Genomic DNA, 24,663 nt, shown 5'->3' with positions numbered 1-24,663 from the left:
ATACCGCTCATCGTGGACAACACTCCCGACCTGCATCTCCCTGTGTTACCTCTCCGTGACCATTCTCGGGGCGAACCGATACACCAGCGCCCCTAGAGTGGCCCCATCCGAGTGAACCGACGAACAGGACGGTGTCCGCTAGTGGCTGACGACAAGGCTCTCATCGTCCTTGACAAGGTCAACAAGTGGTTCGGGCCGCTGCACGTTCTTCAGGACGTGAACCTGTCGGTCGGCCGGGGCGAGGTCGTCGTCGTGATCGGACCGTCCGGGTCGGGCAAGTCGACCCTGTGCCGGGCGATCAACCGGCTGGAGCCGATCAACTCGGGTTCCATCGTCTTCGACGGCCGGCTGCTGCCGGCCGAGGGCAAGGGGCTGGCCAAGCTGCGCAGCGAGGTCGGGATGGTGTTCCAGTCGTTCAACCTCTTCGCCCACAAGACCATCCTGCAGAACGTCATGCTCGGGCCGCTCAAGGTGCGGCGCGAGAAGGCCGGGGTGGCCCGCGACCGGGCGATGAGCCTGCTCGACCGGGTGGGCATCGCCAGCCAGGCCGAGAAGTACCCGGCCCAGCTCTCCGGCGGTCAGCAGCAGCGGGTGGCGATCGCCCGGGCGCTGGCCATGCAGCCCAAGGCCCTGCTCTTCGACGAGCCGACCAGCGCGCTCGACCCCGAGATGGTGGGCGAGGTGCTCGACGTGATGACCTCGCTGGCCCGGGACGGCATGACGATGGTGGTGGTGACGCACGAGATGGGCTTCGCCCGGCACGCCGCGAACCGCGTGGTGTTCATGGCCGACGGCCAGCTGGTCGAAGAGGCGGCGCCGACGGAGTTCTTCGCGAACCCGAAGTCGGATCGGGCCAAGGACTTCCTGTCCAAGATTCTGACGCACTGACCTGACCGTCCATTTCGGAGCAATCAAGGAGCAAGGATGCGCAAAACCCGCATTGTGGCGGCGCTGGGGGCTATCACCCTCGCGCTGACTCTCACCGCCTGTGGCGGGGATGACAGCGATGGCGGCGGGTCCGGCACCAGCAACTTCGCCGCGGGCTCGACGATGGAGAAGCTGAACAAGGCCAAGAAGATCCGGGTCGGCACCAAGTTCGACCAGCCCGGCTTCGGCCTCAAGGGCCTCAGCGGCAAGCCCGAGGGCTTCGACGTGGAGATCGCCAAGCTGGTCGCCAAGGCGCTCGACGTCCCCGAGGACAAGATCGAGTACACCGAGACCCCGTCGACCGTCCGCGAGCAGGTGCTCCAGCAGGACAAGGTCGACATCGTGGTGGCGACGTACACGATCAACGACAAGCGCAAGGCCGTCATCGACTTCGCCGGGCCGTACTACATCGCCGGTCAGTCGATCCTGGTGAAGGCCGACGACGCCTCGATCACCGGGCCCGACTCCTTCAAGGACGGCACCAAGAAGGTCTGCTCGGTGACCAACTCCACGCCGGCTACCAACATCGAGAAGTACCTCGGTGACAAGACCAAGCAGCTGGTGCTGTTCGACATCTACCAGAAGTGCGTGGACGCCCTGAAGGGCGGTCAGGTCGACGCGGTCACCACCGACAACGTGATCCTGTCCGGCTTCGTCGCCACCAACGAAGGCGCCTTCAAGCTGGCCGGTAAGACCTTCACCGAGGAGCCGTACGGCATCGGCCTCAAGAAGGGCGACACCGCCTTCAAGACCTTCATCAACGACACCCTGGAGAAGGCGTTCCAGGACGGTGCGTACAAGAAGGCGTGGGACGACACCGCCGGCAAGAACGACACGTCGGAGCTCAAGATCCCGACGATCGACCGTAGCTGACAACTGAGGACCAGGGTTGAGCCAGAACTGTGAGGCGGCTTCATGGGCGCCGTGATCGACAACTTCGACGTCTTAGCCGGTGGGTTCTGGCTCACCCTGCAACTCGTGTTCCTGGCCGCGATCGGTGCGCTGGTCATCGGCACCGTCATCGCGGTCTTCCGGATCTCCCCGGTGCCGCCGCTGCGCGCGGTCGGCACCGCGTATGTGACGGTGTTCCGCAACGTACCGCTCACGATCGTGTTCTTCTTCTCCGCGTTCGGCCTGCCGGCGCTCGGCTCCAACGCCAGCTTCCTGCGCATCCCCGGGCTCGACCAGATCTTCACCCGGCTCGGCATCGACCTGCCGTACTTCCGCTTCGCGATCATCGCGCTCAGCCTCTACACCGGCGCGTTCGTCTGTGAGGCGCTGCGCTCCGGCATCAACGCGGTGCCGGCCGGCCAGGCCGAGGCGGCCCGCGCGATCGGCCTGACCTTCACCCAGAACCTCCGCTTCGTGGTGCTCCCGCAGGCGTGGAAGGCGGCCATCGTGCCCCTCGGCAGCGTGATCATCGCGATGATCAAGAACTCCGCGCTGGCCGGCTTCTTCGGCGTGGTGGGAGACCTTTCCAACAGCGGGTACGAGCGGATCACGGTCGGCGGCGAACCGGCCATCCCGCTGATGATCGGCATCTCGGTCGGCTTCCTGATCATGACCGTGCCGCTGGGCGTCCTGCTCGACCGGATCGAGAAGCGCCGGGCGGTGGCCCGATGAGCCAGCCGACCACGCTCTACGACGCGCCCGGCCCCCGCGCCCGCCTCATCACGATCATCAGCAGCATCGCGGTCGGCGTGCTGGTCCTGGTCGGCGCCTACTTCTTCGTCTACAAGCCGCTGGACGCGCGCGGCGAGTTCGAGATGGAGAAGTGGGCGGCGCTGATCGACCCGTCCGAGGATGACTTCGCCCTGCTCTGGGCGCGAATCTGGGACGGATTCCAGGCCACCCTGATCGCCGCCGCCATGGCCGTGGTCGCGTCCCTGGTCTGCGGCACGCTGCTGGCCGTGGCCCGCATCTGGCTGCGACGCGCCTCCCACCGCCGGTGGGTGGGCTTCCCGGCGCCGGTCGCGATCCTGCTGCGCGTGATCATGGTCGCCCTCGACTGGCTCAGCCGGATCTTCGTCGAGGTGTTCCGCGGCCTGCCCGTGGTCATCACCATCGTGTTCGTCTGGCTCGGCCTGCCGTCGCTCGGCGTCGAACTGGGCGACCTGCTCTGGTACCTGGTTCTCGGCCTGGTCCTCTACAACACCGTGGTGATCGCCGAGATCCTGCGCTCCGGCATGGAGGGCCTGCCCGCCGGCCAGCGCGAGGCGGCCGACGCGATCGGTCTGAGCGACGGCCAGACGATCCGCATGATCCTGCTGCCCCAGGCGTTCCGGATCATGTTGCCGGCGCTGATCAGCCAGCTGGTCGTGGTGCTCAAGGACACGTCGCTGGGCTTCATCATCGGGTACGAGGAGATCCTCCGGGTCACCACCCAGGTCGTGCAGATCTTGGACAACCAGATTCAGATGTACATCGTCGTCGGCACGATCTACATCCTGATCAACTACGGCCTGTCCAAGCTGGCCGGCTACGTGCAGCGCCGCCTCGCCCGGGGCAGCAAGACCAAGAACCTGCCGGTGGAGACAGCCGCGCCGCCGGCCGCGATCGGTGCCGGCACCGGCGGCGGGCTCGCCTAGCGCGCCAGTTCCGTGACCCGGGACTCGCGGACGACCGTGACACGGATCTGACCCGGATAGGTCAGCTCCTCCTCGATCTGCTTCGCGACGTCCCGGGCCAGCACGGCGGCGCCGATGTCATCGATGTCATCGGGCCGGACCATCACCCGGATCTCCCGGCCGGCCTGCATCGCGAAGACCTTCTCCACACCCACCTTGCCGGCCGCGATCTCCTCGATCCGCTCCAGCCGCTTCACGTACGCCTCGAGGCTCTCCCGCCGCGCCCCCGGCCGCCCGCCCGAACAGGCGTCGGCGGCCTGGGTCAGCACGGCCTCGATGGTCTGCGGCGGCACCTCGTTGTGGTGCGCCTCGATCGCGTGCACCACGTCCTCGGACTCGCCGTACTTGCGGGCCAGGTCGGCGCCGATCAGCGCGTGGCTGCCCTCCACCTCGTGGGTGAGCGCCTTGCCGATGTCGTGCAGGAACGCCGCCCGCTTCATCGTCGGCACGTCCAGGCCCAGCTCGGCGGCCATGATGCCGGCGATGTGCGCGGTCTCGACCAGGTGCTTCAGGACGTTCTGGCCGTAGCTGGTGCGGTAGCGCAGGCGGCCCAGCAGGGTGGCCAGCTCCGGGTGGAGATCGGTGATGCCGACGTCCACCAGCGCCTCCTCGGCGGCCCGCTCGCACAGCCGGTCGACCTCGCCCTTGGCCGTCTCGAAGATCTCCTCGATGCGGTGCGGGTGGATGCGCCCGTCCAGCACCAGCTTCTCCAGGGTGAGGCGGCCGACCTCGCGGCGTACCGGGTCGAAGCAGGAAAGAAGGACCGCCTCCGGGGTGTCGTCGATGATCAGGTTGACCCCGGTGGTCGACTCGAACGCCCGGATGTTGCGGCCCTCACGGCCGATGATGCGGCCCTTCATCTCATCGCTGGGCAGGTGGAGAACGCTGACCACGCTCTCCGCGGTCTGCTCGCTGGCGATGCGCTGGATCGCGTCGACCACGATGTGCCGGGCGCGGGTGTCGGCCGTACGCTTCGCCTCGCCCTCGATGTCACGGACCAGGATCGCGGCCTCCCGCTTGGCCTGCGCCTCGATCGTCTCGATCAGCTCGGACCGGGCCGCCTCGGCGCTCAGGCCGGCCACCCGTTCCAGCTCCTTGCGGTGCGCCTCGGCGGCGATGGCCAGCTCGGCCTCCCGCCCCGACAGCGACGACTCCCGGCCGGCCAGGTCGGCGTCCATCGCCCCCAGCCGCCGCTCCCGCTCGACCAGGCGCTCGACCTCGTCGGCGTGCTGGCGTTCCCGCTCGTCGATCCGGGCGGCCCGGCGCTCGACCTCGGCCGCCTGCTCCTTGGCGGTGGCGTTGAGCAGGGCGACCTCGCGCTCCCCGCTGCGGCGGGCGGCGGTGCGCGCCTGCTCGGCGTCGGTCTCGGCCTGCCGGTGGGCGTGCTCGAGGATGGTGTCGGCCTCCCCGTGGGCGGCTTCGAGAACCCGTCGCGCCTCGGCCCGGGCGGCGTTCGCCTCGGCCTTCGCGGCGGCGGCCTCGGCGCGTACCGAAGCGGCCTTGGCCCGGGCGTCCTCGACCTGGTCCGCGCGGTCCTTGGCCTCGACCTTGCTGCTCTGGATCTGGCGCAGCGCGCGGGAGCCGATATACAGGCCACCCATCACGAACCCGGCGAGTACGACGATCGCCACCACGAGAACCGTATCCAGGGCGGTCATGTCGCCGCGTCTCCCTTCGCCAGCGCCGCCGCCCGCGGGCGACTGCGCTCCCCTGCACAGTCGGCGGGCCGCTGCTCCGGCCGTCCGGGCCGGTGCCGGTCTGCTGGCGGCTGCTTGCCGGCCCCTCTCGGGGTTGGCTCGCTCGGCTTGCCTTCCCTTACGGGCGGCTCGCTGGGCTTGCCCTCCCTTTTCGGGTGGCTTGCTCGGCTTGCCCTCCCCTATTCGGGGCGGCTCGCTCTCCCGCCGATGGGTCTGGCGGCTTCCTTCCGTGCCGGCGTGCCTCGGCTGCTCGCCGTCGCCTTTCGCCGCCGCACCTGTTCGGCCCGTCTTGGGGCTTGACCCGTGAGGGTCGTGGCCGTTGCGGGCCGGCCTTCGCGGGCCTCGGCCATCGCTGGGGTCTGGGCCTTCGCTCGGGCTCGGGTGGTGCTGGCGGTCTGGCGGGTGGTCGGCGGGTCGTCGGTTGGCTCGTCGGTGGTGGCGGTAGCCGCCCGGCCGCATCGTTGCGACTGTGCACTTGTCTCGTCTGCCCGGCGCGCGAGGTTGCGTACCGGTTCACAAGATTTGGCCGACCAAGGCCTTGCACGCACGACTGACCATCGACGCCGGTGTCGCGCCTGTGATCGACCGCTGGGTAGAACTCGTCAGGCCCTCGCACGGTCAGCGAGCAGCCCCAGTATTTGATGCCGGAATGTAATGCGATCTATGTTGTGCGTGTTGCTTGCGATGGTCGGATAAAGCTTGTGTAACGCGAGGCTAGGTCGCGGAAGCCGGTCCGGTCAAGGACTCATGATTCGGCAGCGGATGGGACTTACGGCACAGACCCGCACAGACCCAGCTCAGGGCGTGTGGGGCAATTCAGGCGTACCGCCCCCACACGTCCCGCATCGGGGCCCAGTCCTCCCCCACGCCCGACTTCCAGAAGGCCAGCATGTACGCCGCGACCGGAGTCTTCGTGTCGTCCCACCAGATGCCGGCGACCGTCTGCCGCACCTGCTTCTCTTCGACCGTGTAGGCGTACTCGACGTAGCTCCCCAGGGTCCGCCCGCTCGGGGCGGCCTTGTCACCCGCAGGTCCCACCCCAGGGGTGAGCGTCCGGGCGTCGACGTTCTGACTCAGCGTCTTGACCCGCGCTTTGTCCCGGTCGGTCACCGTCGCGTACTCAACGAAGATCATGGTCATGCCGTCGACCCGGCACCGGACGCGCGCCTTCTCCCCCTTGTTCAGGGAGGGGCCGCCCGCCTTGCCGCTGCGGTCACAACTCGCCAGCCGCGACAGCCAGCCCTGCGAGATGGGCGCCAGGGCCCCCGTCAGCTTGGCCTGGTTGATCTCAACCTGAGACTGCTCGTAGACCCCCAGCGAAGGCCCCGCCGACACCGTCGGCCCCGGCGAGGTCGGCTCGGGCCCGGCCCCACCGGCCGTACCCCGCCCGAGAAAGAACCCACCCGAACCGAAGATCAGAAGCCCCGCCGCCAGCCCCGCCAGAGCCCCGAGCACCAGCTTGTTCCGCCGCCGAGGCGGCGAAGGCTCGATCCGAGGCCCACCGCGCCCCGAGGTGTCAAACCCGAACCGATCGTCACCGTAGGCGTCGCCGGCCCCGAACCGAGGCCCACCCGACGAGGGCCCGAGCCCATGCGGATCCGCCCCTCCCGACGACGGCCCCACACCACCCGGCGACTCCTCGCCACCGACACTGAACCGGGGCGGGCCCGACGACGGGCCGAGACCGTACTGATCGAAGCTCCCACCCGACGACGGCGCCACCGGGAGACCGTAGGCATCAACGGGCCCCTCGCCGGGCGGCGCTGACCACTGAGGGGCGCCGGAACTCGGGTCAGGGGCATAGGGCCCGCCCGAGGCCGGCGCCGCGCCGTAAGCGGCGCCGGAACTGGGCTCATCGCCGCCGTGGAACGGGCCGTAATGCGCCTCGTCCGGCGCGGCACCGTAGTGCGGCAACCCAGGCTGACTGTGATCGCCCTGGGATGGACCGGTCGGCGCGCCACCGCCCGCCGGGCCCGCGCCAGCCGGACCGGCCGGCACCACCGTCGTCGGCGAGTCATGACCGGCCGGCATCGCGGTCGCGTTGGCCGGCATCGCGGTCGCGTTGGCCGGCATCGCGGTCGCGCCGGTCGGAGCCGTGCTGACACTCGCTGAGCCGCCGGTCTGAGCAACGCCCGCGGGGCTCGCGTCAGGCGAACCCACAGGCATCATCGTGGTCGGCGAATCGTCGTTGGTCATAGCGGCCGCGTTTGGTGAAGCGACGGCGAGCTGAGCCGGATCGGCCGCCGACCCGCCATGGGCACCTGCCGGGGACTCGTGAACCGGAGCCGCACTGTTCGGGGCCGCGCTCGCCGGGGCCGCGCCGTGGGACGGGGCCGTGGTGGCCGGCGTTGTATCGATCGGTGGCTGATTGCCCTGTGGCGGATTGCCCTGGGTCTGATTGCTCGGCGACGGGGAGTTCTGCGCCGGAATGACCGTCGTCGAATCTGCCGGAGGCGGGACGATCACCGTGCGGTCAGCGTCGTCCGCCTTTGTCTGATCGGATGTGGACGGCGCTTCGTCCGGTCGCGATCCGGCTTCACGCGCAGGCGGATCGTCCCCTCGCCGAAAGGGCCCGTAGCCGCGCGAAACATCAGGGGAATTACCGGTCACGCTGCACCATATTACTAGCCGGTCGCCATGCCGGGAGCCCCGAGAGATCAACGCTCAGCAACAGAGTCAAAGGTCACCGCCGGCCCTGTCTGTGACCGTCATTGATCACCCTCCGTCGACGTTATCGCGCGCCATTCCGTGATCGCGGACTTCCGATTTCGGTCGATCCGCAACGCCCGGGACACGGCCTGCGCGAAACTCCACCTGAGCGTCGCTTGGCCTGCCCACGCCCCGATCTGAACGCCGCGACCATCGCCCTCTGACGAAACTGCCCGGCCGCTTGAGCAGCCGGGCAGTTCGCTTGTTGACACTATCCGTGGTCGCGGCGACTCAGCCGCCGCGACCAGGTGGATCAGTCCTCGGCCGGGGTCTCCCGGCGTCGGCGAGTCACCAGGATGAGGCCGACGCCACCGGCCGCGATCGCCGCACCGACGCCCGCGACGCTGACGACATCCGCACCCGTGCGGGCCAGCTCCGAGCCGCCGGACGAACCGCCCGAGCCACCGCCGGCGTTGTTGTTGCCGCCGTTGCCGCCGCCGCCGTTGTTCCCGCTGCCGCCGCCGTTGTTGCTTCCGCCGCCGGTGTTGCCGCTACCGCCACCGTTGCCGGGGTTGTTCGGCGGGTTCTCACCAGGACCGTCACCACCGCCGCCGCCCGGATTCTCACCCGGGTCCGGATCGGGATCGGGATCCGGGTCGGGATCCGGGTCCGGGTCGGGATCCGGGTCCGGGTCGGGATCCGGGTCCGGGTCCGGGTCGGGATCCGGGTCGGGATCGGGATCCGGGTCGGGGTCGGGGTCGGGGTCCGGGTCGGGGTCGGGGTCGGGATCCGGGTCCGGGTCGGGATCCGGGTCCGGCGGCGGGTCCTTCTTTACGGTGCCGGCGGTGCCCTCCGCTCCGCCGGGCGTGGCCGGCTCGAGAGCCAGGGTGCTGACGGCGGCCTCAGGCAGGGTCGCGGCGGAAGCGGAGTGGGCACCCGCGAACGCGGCCACACCCATGGCGCCGACCAGTAGGCCCAATCGCGCGACTGCTCGCATACCGCGTACGCGCGCGAGGTGTTTGGTACGCATGTTCCTCCCCGTTGTGTCGAACTCAGAATCCATTGTCCCTATCGGACGCTCGATTCTTTGATGCGTTCAGACGTGCAACCTACCGACTTCACGCCGGTCGCGCCATCCATGATTGACAATACGGACACACCGGACAGTGGCTGGTCAGCGCCCATGCGTGAGAGCCCGGTCACCCGGGTGAGCATTAAGTCACAAAATTGTATCGGTCTATTCATCCGGCATGGCGTCGGCATCGATCTGGGCCGCGAATTCGGCCGCTTCGGCATCACGGTCCGCCAATGCGTCCTTCACCGCGCGAATGGCAACGCCCGCGGAGTAACCTTTTCGCGCCAACATGCCGACGAGTTTCCGGAAGACCGCATCGGGCTCGCCCCGGACGGTGCGCAACTTCCGGTCGACCAGCGCCCGGGCGGTGGCCGCCTCGGCGTCATCGTCCACACTCTCCAGCGCCGCGCCCGCGACCTCGGCGTCCACACCGCGTTGTCGCAGCTCATTGGCCAGGGCCCGGCGCGCCAGTCCACGTCCCTGGTGCCGGGTGCTCACCCACGCCCGCGCGAACGCCGCGTCATCGATCATCCCGACCTCGTCGTACCGGTCGAGCACCTCGGCGATCACCTCGTCGGAGATCTCCCGCTTGGCCAGGGCCTTGGCCAGCTCCACCCGGGTACGCGGCCGGACCGCCAGCTGCCGCAGGCAGATCTCCCGGGCAACCTCGCCCTCGCTCCGCGGCGGCCCCTCGTCCCGAGGCTTCCGCCCCCGCGCGCCATCGCTCTCCCGGCTGCCCGCCTGACGCCGCCCACCGCCGCGCCCGCGCCGCCCGGACGCGCGCCCCGGCTCGCCCTCGTCGCCAGACACGCGCTCATCCCCAAATCCCGAGCCCCGGCCACTCCCGCCGCCAAAGCGCGATCCGATCGCATCGCCGGGATTACGCTTCCCGAACGCCGAGCCTCGACTACGCCTGCCTGCCGGGTCCGATTTGCGTCCGGCACCGTCGGATTGCCGGTTCGACCCACGGCCACCGACGGACCGGCTCCCCCGCTGCTCGCCGGCCTCGCTGAGGGGATCCTCCGGAGACGCACTGCCAGAACTCTTGTCCGCATGCGCGAGCCGCTCTCGCACCGCGGCCAGATCGCCGCCCGAGCGGAGGTCGAGGAGTGCGGCCCTCAGCCCGGCCAGATCGCCGGACTGCTCCGCGCCCTCACGGTGCTTCCCCGCCGGCACGGCGTCAACGCCGGCCCATTGGTCGTCGTCGTCCGGCGGAGGCCCGGCCCAGTCATCCCCGGCCGGGCCGGATTCGGCCAGGCCGGATTCGGCCGGATCAGATTCGGCTAGGCCCGATTCGGCTAGGCCAGATTCGGCCAGGTCGGATTCGGCCTCGTCGAAATCCGCCACATCGGACGCCGAGCGCCGAGCAGACGAGCGTCGACTCGACGAACTCCGGCGTCGACCGCCAGGAACGTTGCCGCGTTCCGGGTCGACGGGCCGGAGCTCGTCGAGAGGCTCTTCTTCACGGGCCGGTTTCGGCGGAAGGGCATCCCATCCGCGTCCTGACCGCGCCCCACGTCGTCCGGGCATCGGGGCTCAGCACCCCAGGATGTTCGGGTGACGGAGCGTGGCCGGCATCAGAAGTCGACCGGCGGCAGCTCGACACCGCCCGCCGCGTCGCCGGTCGTCTGGCCGACGCCCAGCTTCTCGAGGATCTTCTTCTCGATCTCGGCGGCGACGTCGGGGTTCTCCTTGAGGAATTCCCGCGCCTTCTCCTTGCCCTGGCCGAGCTGGTCACCGTCGTAGGTGTACCAGGCGCCGGACTTGCGGATGATGCTCTGCTCGACACCGACGTCGATCAGCGAACCCTCACGCGAGATGCCCTTGCCGTACATGATGTCGAACTCGGCCTGCTTGAACGGCGCGGCCACCTTGTTCTTGACCACCTTGACGCGGGTCCGGTTGCCGACCACGTCGGTGCCGTCCTTGAGGCTCTCGATGCGGCGCACGTCGAGGCGGATGGACGAGTAGAACTTCAGCGCACGGCCACCGGTCGTGGTCTCGGGCGAGCCGAACATCACGCCGATCTTCTCGCGCAGCTGGTTGATGAAGATCGCCGTCGTACCGGAGTTGCTCAGGATGCCGGTGATCTTCCGCAACGCCTGGCTCATCAGCCGGGCCTGCAGACCCACGTGGCTGTCGCCCATCTCGCCCTCGATCTCGGCGCGCGGCACCAGGGCGGCCACCGAGTCGATGACGATGACATCGAGCGCGCCGGAGCGGATCAGCATGTCCGCGATCTCCAGCGCCTGCTCACCGGTGTCTGGCTGGGACACCAGCAGCGCGTCGGTGTCCACACCGAGCGCCCGCGCGTAATCGGGATCGAGCGCGTGTTCCGCGTCGATGAACGCCGCGATTCCGCCGGCGCGCTGCGCGTTGGCCACCGCGTGCAACGCTACCGTCGTCTTACCGCTCGACTCCGGGCCGTACACCTCGACGACCCGGCCGCGCGGCAGACCGCCGACACCGAGCGCCACGTCGAGGGCGATGGAGCCGGTCGGAATGACCGCGGTCTCCACGACCGGCCGTTCGCCGAGCCGCATCACCGAGCCCTTGCCGAACTGCTTGTCGATCTGGGCCATCGCCAGATCGAGGGCCTTGTCCCGGTCAGGTCCTGCAACCATTGCCGCCACCCCTGTACTCGCCTTACCCGCACTCGACTTGGCAGGCGTCTTAGTCGATGAGCTTCTGTTCATCACGCGCCACACGCTAGGGGGTGGGTATGACAAAACCGCGCCGCCCTGCCGAGGCCTGTGTATGACCTTGCCGCTGTGGACGATAGCCGAACAGGTGTACGAGGATCGAGCGACACGCCGTACAAACGTACGAATCGCTGGTCAGTGCAGCCGCGATGGGATCCGATCGGGGTACGCGGCGACAATTACGCGCCAGACAGTGGCCGCATCCTCACCCTGAGCGAAAGCCTCATTGATGGTTCGGTCGTCAAGTGCCGCGAAACTGTGATCCGCCGCCAGACTTCGCGCGTAGGCGCCGCCGAACGACTCCTCGAGCCGGGCCCAAAAATCCGTCAGCCGCACGTAACCATCCCTTCGGTAGTTCAGACCTCCATGGTGCCGGGTCGAGAGCGTCCCGCCACCGGTGGGTGGGCGGCGCTGTGCCGGTGGCGGGACGCTGTGGGATCAGGCAAGAGGGTGAGCGGGCACGGACGTGGAGGCGTAGCGAAGCGAGCCGACCCTCGGGAGCTGCGGTCTGTACGCACCACTTAGCTACGACATCAAGATCTGAGCCTGCCGGTTGAGGCAGCCGTCAGGCGCGCAGCTTGCGGTAGGCGCGCGCCGACAGCGGCAGGAACACCGCGATGAGCAGCACCGGCCAGCCCAGCGCCAGCCACACCGCCCCGTCGGCCAGCGGCCCGTCCGTGATGCCGGTCGGGTTGCCGAAGAGCTGCCGGGTGGCGGACGCGGTGGCGGACAGCGGGTTCCACGAGGCGATGGCGCCCAGCCAGCCCGGCATCGTCTCGGCGGACACGATCGCGGTCGACAGGAAGCCGATCGGCCAGACCAGCACCTGCACGGCCATCGTCGCGCCCTCGCCGCGGAAGGAGAGCCCGACGAAGATGCCGATCCACAGCACCGCGAACCGCAACAGCAGCAGGAGCAGGACGGCAAGCGCCGCCGACGCCGGGCCGCCGGTGATCCGCCAGCCGATCAACAGCCCACCGACGATGAGTACGAGCAGCTCGGCGGCCGAGTTGACCATGTCCGCACCGACCCGCCCGAGCGACACCGAGGCGCTGCCGATCGGGAGCGAACGGAACCGGTCGGTGATGCCGCGCCGCGCGTCGGCCGCCATCGCCGTGGCCGTGGTCTCGACCCCGAACATCATGCTCAGCGCCAGCATGCCGGGCAGCAGGAACTCGATGTAGTCACCGCCGCCCGGGACGGAGATCGCCCCGCCGAACAGGAACCCGAAGATCAGCAGCAGCATGACCGTGAAGAGCAGGCCGAAGATCGGCGCCCAGGGCTGGCGGACCCAATGGGCCAGGTCGCGCTGAGTGATCACCCAACCGGCGCGCAGCGTGCTCATCGCGCCACCTCCTTCTCGGTCAGCGTGAGGAACACCTCGTCGAGCGTCGGCCGGCGCAGCACCAGGTCTTCCGGGGTGATGCCGAGCGTGTCGAGCGCGCGCACGATCTCGGCGAGCGCCGTCACCCCCGCGCCGACCTCGAAGGTGACCGAGTGGGCCTCGGCGTCGATCACCGCGGGAGCCCCGACCGCCTCGGACAGCCGCTTCGCCGGCTCGTCGAGCGGCTGCCGCAGGGGCAGGGTGACGGTGACACGATCGCCTCCGACCTGCCGTTTCAGCGCGGCCGGCGTGTCGCTCGCGACCACCCGCCCGTGGTTGAGCACCGAGATCCGGGACGCGAGCTGATCGGCCTCGTCCAGGTATTGCGTGGTCAGCAGAACGGTCGTGCCGCGCCCGGCGATCTCCCGGACGCTCTCCCAGACCTCGTTGCGGGCCCGCGGGTCGAGGCCGGCGGTCGGCTCGTCGAGGAAGAGGACGGCCGGGGTGAGGATCAGGCCGGCGGCGATGTCGAGCCGGCGGCGCATGCCACCCGAGTAGGTGGAGACCGGCCGCTCCGCCGCCCCGGTCAGGTCGAACGTGGCCAGCAACTCGTCCGCGCGGGTGCGGGCGGCGGCGGTGCTCAGGCCGTACAACCGTCCGAACATCACCAGGTTCTGCCGGCCGCCGAGGATCTCGTCGACCGCCGCGTGCTGGCCGACCAGCCCGATCCGGCGGCGGACCTGGACGGCCTGACGGCGCACGTCGAAGCCGGCCACGCTCGCCTCCCCCTCGTCGTAGTCGATCAGGGTGGCCAGGGCCTTCACCGCCGTGCTCTTGCCGGCGCCGTTCGGCCCCAGCAGTCCGTGGATGGTGCCGGCCGCGACGGTCAGGTCGAAGCTGTCGAGGGCCTGCACATCGCCGTAGCGCTTGCGTAGTCCGATCGCGGTCAGGGTGTGGTCGGTACTCACCAGAACTCCTAACTCCGTACGCCTCACGGAATAAGACGCGCGGTACACCGTACACCCCACGGGGTAATCTCCGCACATGGAAAATCAGGACGTCGATCGCACGCTCACCCTGCTGTGGCGGCGGACCCTCGGCACGCCACAGGGCTCGCGCGGGCCCAAGCAGCGGGTCAGCGTCGACGAGGTCATCCGGGCGGGTATCGAGGTCGCCGATGAGGAGGGGCTGACCGCGTTCTCGATGCGCAAGGTGGCCGACCGGCTCGGCTTGAAGCTGATGTCGATCTACACCTACGTCCCCGGGCGATCCGAGCTGGTCGGGCTGATGGTCGACGAGGTGACCGGCGAGCAGCAATTGCCGGAGCTGGGCGGGAGCCTGCGGGAACGGATCACCGCGATGGCCCGGCAGCAATGGGACGAGTGTCATCGGCACCCGTGGCTGTTGCAGGTGGAGGAGAGCCGCCCGTGGATCGGCCCGAACATCTCGGACCGATACGAGTGGCAGCTCAGCGCCATCGAAGGCGCCGGGTTCACCGACCTCGAGATGGACCAGGTGGTCACCCTGGTCGTCGGGTTCGCCGCACAGTCGGCCCGCGCCTCGATCGCCGCGAGCCGAGCGGTCGAGAGCTCGGGCATCTCGGACGCGCAGTGGTGGGAGGTCAACGCCCCGGTGCTGGAGCGGGTGATGCCGGGCGACCGCTACCCACTGTCGGGCCGGGTCGGCACGGCGGCCGGTCTCGAGTACAACGCGGTCGGCGACCCGGATCGTTCGTTCCGCTTCGGCCTCGACCGGATCATCGACGGGCTGGAGGAGCTGCTCGACCGCTGAGCCCACGCCCCGGTCGCGCCGACGAGCACCGCACGCCGGCCCGGCGTCAGCCCTTGAGCGCGGCCCGTGCGACCTTGAGGTCGTCGACCAGCCCGCGATAGGCGGCATCACGATCGTCGGCGCGCAGCACCGCGGAGGGGTGGATGGTGGCGACCGCCTGGGCGTCGTCGACCGGGAAGTCCTCGGGATGGTGGGCGCTGGCCGGCCAGGGCATGAGCTGCCCGCGCGACCGGGTGACCCGGAAGGACGGGCCGAGCAGGGCCTTGGCCGCGGTGGCGCCGAGCACCACCACGATCTCGGGCTTGAGCAGCGCGAACTCGGCGACCAGCCAGGGCCGGCAGGCGGTGATGTGGGCCGGGCCGGGAGTCTGGTGGATGCGCCGCTTGCCGCGCATCTCGAACCGGAAGTGTTTGACCGCGTTGGTGATGTAGACCCAGGGCACCTCGATGCCGGCTTCTTCCACCGCGTCGCGAAGGACGCGGCCGGCCGGGCCCACGAATGGGAGGCCCTGCTGGTCCTCGACATCGCCGGGCTGCTCACCCACGAAGACGACGCGGGCGTCGGGGGCGCCGCGGCCGAAGACGGTCTGGGTGGCGTCCACATGCAGCTGGCAGCCCTCGCACTGAGCAGCGGCCTGCTTGAGCTCACCCAGATCGGCCGGGTGGGAAGGAACCCATTTCTCCGCGCCGGGTGGCGCCTGGTTCGTTGCCATCCCGGAGTTGTACCCCATTCACGTCCGACCGATCCCGGCGCACCCGAACGAGTCGGCCGGAGGCCGCTCATCGGGACGGCGCCCCGATCGCGTTCGGGTGGACCGCGGCGGCGACCGCGTCGGCCACCGGGTCGACCTGTTCGGGGGCGAGGTCGCTGACCGTGATCCGGATGCCCGGCGGCGAGTCGATGCGGAACAACGAGCCGGGCGCCACGGCATAGCCCGCATCGCGGAGCACCGACACGGCGCGGGTTTCGTCCGGCACGTGGACCCAGATGTTGAGGCCGCTGGCGCCGGAGGCATCGATCGCGCGTTCGTGGAGCGCGCTCAGCAGCGCCGCGCGCCGGTTCTCGTAGACGCCGGCGGCGACCTCGACCCAGTTGGCGACGGACTCGTCCTGCCACACCCGCAGCAGCAACCGCTGGAGCATGGTGGACACCCAGCCGCTGCCGATCCGCATCCGGCCGGCCACCCGTGCGATCGACGTCTCGTCGCCGGCCACCACCGCGATCCGCAGGTCGGGACCGTAGGGCTTGGACGCGGACCGCACGAACGCCCAGGAACCGGTCACCGGACCGACGCAATGCAGGCCGGTGACGGCCAGCTCGGCGGCATGGTCGTCCTCGATGACCAGCACACCGGGACGCTCCGCCAGGATCGAGCGCAGCTCTCGCCCGCGCTCGGCCGACACCGATGCGCCGGTCGGGTTCTGCGCCCGCGAGGTGATCACCACGGCGCGGACCCCGAGCGACAAGGCACGCTCCAGCGAGGACGGCACCGGGCCGTTCTGATCCATCGCCACCGGGACGGCCCGCAGGCCGAGCGCCGCGACGAGGTCGAGCAGGTTGGCCCAGCCCGGGTCTTCGACGGCCACCGCGTCGCCCGGCGCGAGGTGGACGGTGAGCAGCCGTTCGATGGCGTCGAGGGTGCCGCCGGTGACGGTGAGCTGGGCGCTGCCCAACGGCACGCCGCCACTGGCCAGCCGCTCGCGAGCCGCCTCGGCGAGCTCGGCCAGCACCCCGCCACGGGCGTAGCCGATCGGCTGGCCCAGATCGGCCGCGACCTCGCTCAGGCCGGGACCGAGTGGCGGCAGATGGAGCGTGCTCGGCTCGCCGGCGGACAGGTCGTAGACCCCGGGCGCCACCTCGACGCGCATGGTGGCGCGGGCCGAGGCGACCGGCGGGCGCGGCCGCACCCGGGTGCCGCGCCGGCCGTGGGCCTCGACCAGGCCGCGCCGACGGAGCTCGCTGTAGGCCTTGGCCACCGTGGCCGGGCTGACCCGCAGCTCGTCGGCGAGAGTCCGGACCGGAGGCAGGGACGCTCCCGCCTCGAGCCGGCCCTCGCGGACGCCGGTCTCGATGCTGGCGGAAATGGCGGAGGCGCTCGCGCCGCTCACCTGATAATGTTCTGGCACAGCTCAGATTTTGTACTAGAACAAAGACGAGCGCAAGAGCTACAGTCTTCGCAGACCGAAATTCCGGGAGGGCGACGTGACCGACACCTACTCACCCACCGCACGGACGACGGCGACCCGCAATCGCGCCCGCATGCGTTACGACCGCGATCTGGTCCACTCGATTCTGGACGAGGCGTACGACTGTTCCGTCGCCTTCGTTGTGGATGGCGAGCCTCGCGTGCTGCCCACGCTGCATGCCCGGGTCGGCGGAACGCTGTTCCTGCACGGCTCGTCCGGCGGCCGGCTGGGCCTGTCGGCCCGCGACGGCACGCAGGTCTGTGTGTCGGTCACCCTCGTCGACGGCATCGTGTACGCCCGGTCGCAGATGCACCACAGCGCCAACTACCGGTCCGTCGTGGCACACGGCCGGGCCCGCCTGGTGACCGATCCGGCGGAGAAGCTCGCGGCCATGACCGCCCTGGTCGACAAGTTCGGCTCCGGCCGCGCCGCGGACAGCCGGCCGCCGACCCGCAAGGAGATGGCCGAGACCAGCCTGCTGGCGCTCGTGCTCGACGAGGTTTCGGCACGGGTACGCACCGGCGGCGTCGTCGATGAGGAAGCCGATCTCACCCTGCCCCACTGGGCCGGTGTGCTGCCGATCCGCCGCGTCGGCGGGCCACCCGAGACCGACGAGGGCGTGGCCGCGGCGCCGCCGGCCTATCTCGGCGGCACGTCCTCGCCGTGGCAGACGGCGGCGACCATGACCGGCCGGCATGTCCGTCTCGAGCAGCTCACCCCGGGTCACGTCGACGGCCTGTTCGCCGCCCTCGACGACGCCGAGACCTGGGAGTTCCTGTCCGCGCCGCGCCCGGCCCACCGCGACCAGATCGGCGAGCTGGTGACCGGCGCGTTGCGGGCGCAGTGGCTCGGCGAGCGGGTGCCGTGGGTGCAACTGCATCCGCAGACCGGTGAGGTCATGGGCACGACCATGTACCACGACGTCGATGAGCCGGGACGGGTCGTCGCCATCGGCCACTCGATGCTCGGCCGGCGCTGGTGGCGCAGCGGGGTGAACACGGAATCCAAGCTGCTGCTGCTCGAGCGGGCCTTCGAGGTGCTCGGGGCCGAGCGGGTGTTCTGGTACACCGACATCCGCAACGAGCGGTCCCAGCGCGCGATCGGCCGGCTCGGGGCCAGCCGCGACGGGCTGATCCGGCGACATCGGCTGCGGCCCGACGGCACGTGGCGCGATTCGGTGTACTTCGCGATGACCGCCGACGAATGGCCGGCGGCGCGCGGCCGGCTCCGCGAACGCCTCGCCGCGGCCGAGACGGCGGCCGAGGCGAAAGCGGCGGCGGGGGCGGATGCCGACGCCGGCCGGACGACGCAGCGGGCCTGACCATGCGCACACCACACGGGGGTGGCGTGCGCCGGCCAGGCCGGGTGGTCACGGGAGGGCGGTCAGCGCATGCGCCGGCCCACCGGGACCGGGTCGGTCTCGTCGTCGAACTCGCCGATGACCTGCTCCAGGAGATCCTCGAGGGCCACAAACCCGGCCCGGCGCCCGCCACTGGTGACCATCGCCAGCTGAGCCCGACCGGCCCGCATCGCGGTGACCGCGTTCGTCACCCTGGTGTCCGCGGTCAGCGTGAACGGCGAGTCCATCAGGTCCGCCGCGGTCGCCTCCCGGCCCGTCGTGGTCGCCCGGATCGCGTCGCGGACGTGCACGACACCGGCGACCAGACCGTCCGGGCCGACCACGGCGAGGCGGGAGCGTCCGCTGTGCTGCGACGCCGCCTCGATCTCGGCCGCTCCGGTCAGCGGCGTGACCGTGACCAGCTGGTCATCCGGGATGAGCACGTCGCTGACCTTCTTCTCCTGCAGGCGCAGCATGCTGGTCAGCAGGGCGGTCTGCTCCGCTTCGATCAGACCCTCGGCCTCGGAGCGCTCCAGCAGGATGTTCATCTCCTGCGGGCCGTGCGCCTGGGCCAGCTGGTCCTGCGGTTGCACGCCGACCACCTTGAGCGCCGCGTTGGCCAGGCCGTTCAACGCGTTGAGGCCGGGGCGGACGACCCGCGTGAAGGCGCGGAACGGCAACGCCAGCATCGTGGCCGACCGCTCCGGGTGGGTGATCGCCCACGACTTCGGCATCATCTCGCCGATCACCAGGTGCAGGAAGGTGACGAGGATCAGCGCGATCAGCAACGCGATCACGTGGCTCGGCGCCTCCGGCAGACCCACCGCGTGCAGCAGCGGGCTGATCAGGTGTTCGAGCGCCGGCTCGGCGAGCGCGCCCAGTCCCAGCGAACAGAGCGTGATGCCGAGCTGCGCCCCGGCGAGCATCACCGACAGCTCGCGGGTTCCGTCCAGCGCGGCCCGGGCAGCGCGGCTGCCCTCCGCCGCCGCGTGCTCGAGGCGGTAACGCTTGCTGGCCACCAGCGCGAACTCCGCGGCGACGAAGAACGCGTTCGCCACCAGCAGGAGCAGCGAGATCACGACCGCCCAGGTGGTGCTCACGACGTCACCTCCGCGCGCTCGGCCTCGGGGGCGGGCACGGCCTCGGAGACGCGTACGGTGCCCGGCACATGCCGGTCCACCGACAGCACCCGCAACACCAGCGGGCCCGGGGTGGCGTCCAGCGCCGGCTGCGGCTCGACCTGCACCTCGTCCCCGATCAGCGGCACCCGGCCGAGCCGGGACATGACCAGGCCGGAAACCGTGTCGTACGCGGGGTCCTCGGGCAGTTCGACACCGGTCGCGTCGGCCACCTCGTCGATCCGCCAGCGGCCCGGCACCACCCAGCTGCCGTCGTCCTGCCGCACCGGCGCCGGCTCGGGCAGGTCGTCCTCGTCGCGGATCGGGCCGACCAGTTCCTCCGCGATGTCCTCGAGGGTGACGATGCCGGCGAAGCCGCCGTACTCGTCCACCACGCAGGCCAGCTGGCGATGCCCGCCGCGCATGCGGTCCAGGACCGCCGGCAGCCGCAACGACGACGGCACCATGAGCGGCGGGATCGCCACTTCCGACACGGTCGTCGACCCGCGCCGCGCCGGCGGCACGGCCAACACGTCGGTGATGCCGACCACGCCGACGATCTCGTCCACGCCGGCGTCGGAACGCACCGGGAACCGGGACCGGCCGGTGTCGAGCAGGTCGACGACGCGGGTCAGCGGGTCGTCGGCCCGGACCGTCTGGACGTCGACCCGCGGCACCATCACCTCGATCGCGGTACGGCCACGGAAGTCGAGCCCGCGGTCGAGCAGCGTGGAGAGCTCCGGGTCGAGGTGCCCCTGCTGGCGCGACTCGGCGATGATCTGCTCGAGGTCCTCGTTGGTCGCGCCCTCCGGCAACTCCTCGATCGGCTCGATGCCGACCCGGCGCAGCAGCCTGGACGACGCCTTGTCGAAGAGCCGGATGATCGGCCCGAAGACCGTCAGATACATCAGCGTCGACCGGGCGAGCGCCCTGGTCAGGCCCTCGGAGCGGGCGATCGCGAGGTTCTTCGGGGCGAGCTCGCCGAAAACCATCTGCACGACCGTCGCGATGAGTAGCGCGAGGAAGACCGAGAGCGGAACGCTCACCGCGCCCGGCACTCCGGCCACGTCGAAGAGGTCGGCCAGGCCCTCGCCGATGTACGGCTCGGCGACGTATCCGACGACCAGGGCGGTGACGGTGATGCCGAGCTGGGCGCCGGACAGCATGAAGGAGAGGCGCTCGGTGACCTTGAGGGCGCGGGCGGCGGCCTCGTCACCCTCGTCGGCCAGGCGGCGCAGGCGGCCCTTGTCGACCGCGACGAACCCGAACTCCTGCGCGACGAAGTACCCGGTCAAGGCCGTGACGACGAGGACCAGGAGGAGACCGATGAGGATCAGCACGACGGCCTCGACGGCCTCGACGGCCCGGGGCGGAGCCGGGCCATGCCCGGGGCTTGTGCGAGCCGGGCCGAGCCCGGCTGGGTACTGCCATTCATCCCGGAAAGCTAACAAGAATGACTGAACGCTGCCTGGGAGCTTGCTGGTGGTGCCGCGTCATCGGTGGCACACATCACTGGTGGGCGCCCGGGAGAGGGCCACTCTCCCGGGCGCACCGATCAGAAACGGGTCGCCGGTCAGAAACGGGACGTCAGTCAGAAACGGGTCGCCGGTCAGAAACGGGTCGCCGGTCAGCTTCGGGTGATGGTCACGTCGTCGACGGCGGCCTCGACCAGGCTGGCCGTGGAGAGGTCCGCGGCCTCGACGCTGAGCTGCACGGTCTGCCCGGCGTAGGCGGAGAGGTTCACGGTCGCGGTCTGCCAGGCGGCGGCCCGGTTGCTCGCCGCGCCGGCCTGGGTGAAGACCGTCGTAGCGGTGCTGCCCGACACCACCCGCACCCGGAAGTAGTCCGAGCTGCTCGCGTTGTTGAGGTGCGCGAGGTACCAGCCGAAGGACAGCGTCAGGGTGCCGGTCGGCAGCGTGATGTTCGGCGAACGGATCGTGGTGGCCCCGCCGTCCACGTCGTTGGCGCCGGCGCTCGATCCCGCGGTGGCCCCGGTGACCAGGTCGTACGTGCCGCTCACCGAGGTGCCGAGCTGAGTCGCCACGCCCGAGCTGGTGGCCTGCGGGTCACCGCGCTCCCAGCGGCCCGAGGTCGCCGCGTCGCCACTGCCCACGGTCCAGCCGGTGGCCGTCTCGAAGGTGTCCTGCCAGACGGTGTCGCCGGTGGGCGGCGGGTCCTCACCCGGCGAGGCGAGGTTCCAGACGGAGTACGCGATCGCGTCCGAGTTGCGGTCCAGCGCGGTGTCGTTGATGTTCGCCGTGGTGTCGCAGGAGGCGTGGTAGCAGGGGTCGAACGTGCTGGCCGTACCGCCCCAGAGCTGGACCTGCGCCGCGGTCTTGCGCCCCTCCGCGCCGGTGAAGATGCCGCCCGCGGGAATGTTGTTGGCGATGAACGGGCCGTAATCGCTGCGCCCGTCGAAGTCGGTGCCGCGGGTGGGCACACCGATCGTGGTGAAGTAGTCGGCCAGGGTCTGCTCGATCTCCGCCGACCCGGCCGGGCCCGGACCAGATCCGGTGCCGTCGGAGTTGTCGCCGTCGTAGAGGAAGTAGCCGGGGTTGGGCGAGCCGACCATGTCGAAGTTGAGGTAGCCGCCGATCGCCGCCCGCTGCGCGGAGGTCAGCGAGTTCACGTAGGCGGTCGAGCCGCGCAGGCCGAGTTCCTCGGCGCCCCACCAGCCGAAGCGCAGGTGCCGGTCGGGTTGGAAGCCGGTCCGGGCCACGGCCAGCGCCACCTCGAGGTTCGCCGCCGAGCCGGAGCCGTTGTCGTTGATGCCCGGTCCGGCGGTGACGCTGTCCAGGTGCGCGCCGACCATCAGCGTGTCGTTCGTGTCGCCGCCCGGCCAGTCCGCGATCAGGTTGTACCCGGTCGCGCCGTTGTAGGTGAACGACTGCTGCTGCGTCACGAAGCCGGCCTGGTCGAGCAGGTTCTTCACGTACGTGACGGAAGCCAGGTAGCCCGGGCGTCCGTGCGCCCGGTTGCCGCCGTTCGCGGTCGCGATGCTCTGCAACTGGGCGAGGTGGGCCTTGACGTTGGCGACCGGGATGTCGGGCGCGGCGACGGCCACGGCTGCCTGGGCGGGCGCTGCGATCAGCGAGCCCAGGAGGACGGTCGCGCCGATGACAGGGAGTGTTCTCACAGGTTCCTCCGCGCTAGGGGGAACCTGAGAATGTCACGCTACAGATCGATGACTGTCATATCGCTTGCGCCATATCGCCTGGTGAACATACGGGACCTAGCGTTTCGGCGTGGCCCGGATGCCGGTCGGCGTCTGCTGGTAGAACGAGCTCTGGAGGAGGGCGTACGTCGCCCGGTTCTGATCCCAGTCGAAGTCGCGGGTGATCCAGCCGATGGCGTAGGCGTGCTCGCCCGAGGCGAACCATCGGGTGATGGCGTGCATCCCCACCGCCGAGGCGTTGTCGTAGCGGTACTCCCAGTCGGCCGCGCGGTTGAGCAGCGGCACCCGCTCGATCTGGCCGACCAGCTTGTACTTCGGCAGCGCGCCCGCCCGCACCAGCCGGTTCGCCTCGGTTCGGCAGGCCACCACGGGATCACCCTTGGGGTTCCGCCCGTAGTCGATGCTGAGGATGCGCACGTTGTCCGGGTCGCGGAAGCAGATCGTGGTGCCGATCTTCTCGTAGGTCCAGCCGTCCGGCACGCCGATGTGGAACCCGGCGGGGTCGGCGAAGTAGGAGAAACCCGATACCAGTTCCCAGCCGTTGACGCTGGTCTTCGCGCCGGGCTGCGGAGTGCGCGGCGCGTCGGCCGCCGGCTCGCGATCGCAGACCACCGGGCTGAACCCGGTGATCGCGGGCGCCGCGGCCGTCGGGTCCGGCGCCGGCGCTCCGGTCGGCGTGACGACGCTCGGGCCGGTGCGGTCATCGTCACGCCGGCGCAGGTAGCCGGCCGCGAGACCGGCGCCGGCCAGCAGGGCGACCAGCAGCACGCCGGCCACCGCGAGGCGCCCCCGCCGGGGGCTGGCGCCGGGCCGCACCACGGTCACCGGCTCGGGCGGCGGGCCGTCCGAGCCCGACGACGACGCCGGGACGGACGACGGCTTGGCGCCGGCCATGCGTGGCTCCGCGGCCATGCGTGGCTCCGCGGCCAGCGGTGCTCCGTTACCGCGACGGGGGGCCATCTTGACCGCGGGCTCACCAGCGGTGACCGGCGACGGCTTCCGCTCGAGCGCGGATTCCCCCGCGGTCATCGGCGTCGCGTTCCGCTCGCCCCCGGGCTCTTCGGTGGTGACCGGTGTCCCGTTCCGCTCGACCGCGGGCTCGGCATCGGTGTGCGCGGGCGCGCCGGCCAGGCTGCTTCTCATCCGCGGCTGCACCGCGTTGCCCACCTCGGCCGGGGTGCGCGGCGCCGGGACGCGCGCGCGGTTGCTGGTCAGGCGGGCCTTGTCCGGGGTACGGGCGGTCGCCACCACCGCGCGGAGCCGCTCCTCGACCTGGTCGGCGGTCAGCCGGGCGGCTGGATCATGCTGAAGCAGCCCGACCAGCACCGGGGCCAGCGGGCCGGCCAGCACCGGCGGATCGGGCGGATCGGTGGCCAGCGCCATCAGCGTGGCCATCGCGCTCTCCCGGGCGTACGGCGAGCGGCCCTCGACGGCGGCGTAGAGCGTGGCGCCCAGCGACCACAGGTCGGACTCCACGGTGGACGCGCCGTCCCGGGCGCGCTCGGGCGACACGTACTGGGGCGAGCCCACGATCATGCCGGGGCCGGTGACCGTGCCGTCGTCCACGAACGTGGCCAGGCCGAAGTCGGTCAGCACCACCCGGCCGTCGCCGATCAGCACGTTGTGCGGCTTGATGTCACGGTGCAGCACGCCGGCGCGGTGGGCGGCGGTCAGCGCGTCGAGCACATGCAGGCCGATGCGCGCCGCGGGGATGGGTTCGAACGGGCCGTCCTCGGCGATCACCTGATGAAGGGAGCGGGACGGGACGTATTCCATGACTATCCACGGGAGGCCGTCGGCGTGCACCACGTCGTAGATGCGGACCACATGGGGGTGGCTGAGCCGGGCGGCGCTGCGGGCCTCGCGGAGCGTACGGTCGCGAAGCCGGTTTTTCTCGTCGTCGGTCATCCAGTCCGGTGGCACGAACTCCTTGACCGCCACATCGCGGTCCAGCATCTCGTCACGTGCCATCCAGACCCGGCCCATGCCGCCGGAGCCGACCGGCTCGTGCAATCGATACCGCCCGGCGATGAGCATGCGCCTGACCGCCATC

At 70.6% G+C, this 24,663-nt stretch carries 20 protein-coding genes; 6 read left to right on the top strand and 14 right to left on the bottom strand.

From position 1 onward, the window contains the following. Nucleotides 1-141: 141 nt before the first annotated feature. Genes AB0O15_RS08175 through AB0O15_RS08160 form a run of 4 tightly spaced genes read left to right on the top strand, consistent with a single transcriptional unit; the run spans nt 142 to nt 3,515 of the window. A complete protein-coding gene (locus tag AB0O15_RS08175) occupies nt 142-888 on the top strand; it encodes an amino acid ABC transporter ATP-binding protein (protein WP_364315640.1) in 747 nt (248 codons plus the stop codon). A 36-nt stretch (nt 889-924) separates the two neighbouring features. Next, a complete protein-coding gene (locus AB0O15_RS08170) occupies nt 925-1,800 on the top strand; it encodes a glutamate ABC transporter substrate-binding protein (RefSeq protein ID WP_364315638.1) in 876 nt (291 codons plus the stop codon). Between the two features lie 42 nt (nt 1,801-1,842). Next, on the top strand, nt 1,843-2,550 hold the full coding sequence (locus tag AB0O15_RS08165; RefSeq protein ID WP_364315635.1) for an amino acid ABC transporter permease: 708 nt from the start codon (nt 1,843-1,845) through the stop codon (nt 2,548-2,550). Continuing rightward, entirely contained in the window at nt 2,547-3,515 is a 969-nt protein-coding gene (locus AB0O15_RS08160; RefSeq protein ID WP_364315632.1) for an amino acid ABC transporter permease, read from the top strand. Before AB0O15_RS08165 ends, AB0O15_RS08160 begins: the two co-directional genes overlap by 4 nt. On the opposite strand, the gene rny is transcribed toward AB0O15_RS08160, so the two are convergent. The 8 genes from rny to AB0O15_RS08120 form a co-directional block, all read right to left on the bottom strand. Next, on the bottom strand, nt 3,512-5,212 hold the full coding sequence (gene rny / locus AB0O15_RS08155; RefSeq protein WP_364315629.1) for a ribonuclease Y: 1,701 nt from the start codon (nt 5,210-5,212) through the stop codon (nt 3,512-3,514). The two genes, AB0O15_RS08160 and rny, sit on opposite strands and share 4 nt — an antisense overlap. An 855-nt stretch (nt 5,213-6,067) precedes the next feature. Beyond that, a complete protein-coding gene (locus tag AB0O15_RS08150) occupies nt 6,068-6,706 on the bottom strand; it encodes a hypothetical protein (RefSeq protein ID WP_364315627.1) in 639 nt (212 codons plus the stop codon). 1,507 nt (nt 6,707-8,213) lie between these two features. Beyond that, nucleotides 8,214-8,930, bottom strand: a complete 717-nt coding sequence (locus tag AB0O15_RS08145; protein WP_364315624.1) for a hypothetical protein — start codon at nt 8,928-8,930, stop codon at nt 8,214-8,216. A gap of 207 nt (nt 8,931-9,137) precedes the next feature. Then, nucleotides 9,138-9,629, bottom strand: coding sequence for a regulatory protein RecX (locus AB0O15_RS08140; protein WP_364317128.1), 492 nt, complete (start codon nt 9,627-9,629; stop codon nt 9,138-9,140). Between the two features lie 923 nt (nt 9,630-10,552). Next, nucleotides 10,553-11,599 carry a recombinase RecA gene (gene recA, locus AB0O15_RS08135; RefSeq protein WP_364315622.1) on the bottom strand — a complete coding sequence of 349 codons (1,047 nt, stop codon included), beginning with the start codon at nt 11,597-11,599 and terminating at the stop codon, nt 10,553-10,555. Between the two features lie 213 nt (nt 11,600-11,812). Continuing rightward, entirely contained in the window at nt 11,813-12,013 is a 201-nt protein-coding gene (locus AB0O15_RS08130) for a DUF3046 domain-containing protein (protein WP_364315619.1), read from the bottom strand. Nucleotides 12,014-12,242: 229 nt separating this feature from the next. Continuing rightward, nucleotides 12,243-13,022, bottom strand: a complete 780-nt coding sequence (locus AB0O15_RS08125) for an ABC transporter permease (RefSeq protein WP_364315616.1) — start codon at nt 13,020-13,022, stop codon at nt 12,243-12,245. Continuing rightward, on the bottom strand, nt 13,019-13,969 hold the full coding sequence (locus tag AB0O15_RS08120; RefSeq protein WP_364315613.1) for an ATP-binding cassette domain-containing protein: 951 nt from the start codon (nt 13,967-13,969) through the stop codon (nt 13,019-13,021). Before AB0O15_RS08120 ends, AB0O15_RS08125 begins: the two co-directional genes overlap by 4 nt. 76 nt (nt 13,970-14,045) lie before the next feature. On the opposite strand from AB0O15_RS08120, the gene AB0O15_RS08115 reads away from it, so the two are divergent. Further along, nucleotides 14,046-14,792, top strand: coding sequence for a TetR/AcrR family transcriptional regulator C-terminal domain-containing protein (locus tag AB0O15_RS08115; protein ID WP_364315610.1), 747 nt, complete (start codon nt 14,046-14,048; stop codon nt 14,790-14,792). A gap of 46 nt (nt 14,793-14,838) precedes the next feature. On the opposite strand, the gene AB0O15_RS08110 is transcribed toward AB0O15_RS08115, so the two are convergent. Then, nucleotides 14,839-15,504, bottom strand: coding sequence for a UdgX family uracil-DNA binding protein (locus tag AB0O15_RS08110; protein WP_364315607.1), 666 nt, complete (start codon nt 15,502-15,504; stop codon nt 14,839-14,841). Nucleotides 15,505-15,571: 67 nt separating this feature from the next. After that, nucleotides 15,572-16,918 carry an aminotransferase class I/II-fold pyridoxal phosphate-dependent enzyme gene (locus AB0O15_RS08105; protein ID WP_364315605.1) on the bottom strand — a complete coding sequence of 449 codons (1,347 nt, stop codon included), beginning with the start codon at nt 16,916-16,918 and terminating at the stop codon, nt 15,572-15,574. Nucleotides 16,919-16,994: 76 nt separating this feature from the next. On the opposite strand from AB0O15_RS08105, the gene AB0O15_RS08100 reads away from it, so the two are divergent. Continuing rightward, on the top strand, nt 16,995-18,299 hold the full coding sequence (locus AB0O15_RS08100; protein WP_364315602.1) for a bifunctional pyridoxamine 5'-phosphate oxidase family protein/GNAT family N-acetyltransferase: 1,305 nt from the start codon (nt 16,995-16,997) through the stop codon (nt 18,297-18,299). 62 nt (nt 18,300-18,361) lie between these two features. On the opposite strand, the gene AB0O15_RS08095 is transcribed toward AB0O15_RS08100, so the two are convergent. The 4 genes from AB0O15_RS08095 to AB0O15_RS08080 form a co-directional block, all read right to left on the bottom strand. After that, on the bottom strand, nt 18,362-19,417 hold the full coding sequence (locus AB0O15_RS08095; protein ID WP_364315599.1) for a hemolysin family protein: 1,056 nt from the start codon (nt 19,415-19,417) through the stop codon (nt 18,362-18,364). Next, on the bottom strand, nt 19,414-20,775 hold the full coding sequence (locus tag AB0O15_RS08090; RefSeq protein WP_364315597.1) for a hemolysin family protein: 1,362 nt from the start codon (nt 20,773-20,775) through the stop codon (nt 19,414-19,416). Before AB0O15_RS08090 ends, AB0O15_RS08095 begins: the two co-directional genes overlap by 4 nt. A 287-nt stretch (nt 20,776-21,062) precedes the next feature. Further along, nucleotides 21,063-22,571, bottom strand: coding sequence for a M28 family peptidase (locus tag AB0O15_RS08085; protein WP_364315594.1), 1,509 nt, complete (start codon nt 22,569-22,571; stop codon nt 21,063-21,065). A gap of 96 nt (nt 22,572-22,667) precedes the next feature. After that, nucleotides 22,668-24,662 carry a protein kinase gene (locus AB0O15_RS08080; RefSeq protein WP_364315592.1) on the bottom strand — a complete coding sequence of 665 codons (1,995 nt, stop codon included), beginning with the start codon at nt 24,660-24,662 and terminating at the stop codon, nt 22,668-22,670. Between the last annotated feature and the right edge of the window lies 1 nt (nt 24,663).

Source organism: Actinoplanes sp. NPDC089786 (assembly GCF_040684855.1).
Classification (GTDB): Bacteria; Actinomycetota; Actinomycetes; order Mycobacteriales; family Micromonosporaceae; genus Actinoplanes.
The sequence above is the reverse complement of the archived record's forward strand: the minus strand, read 5'-3'. Positions and strand labels throughout refer to the sequence as shown.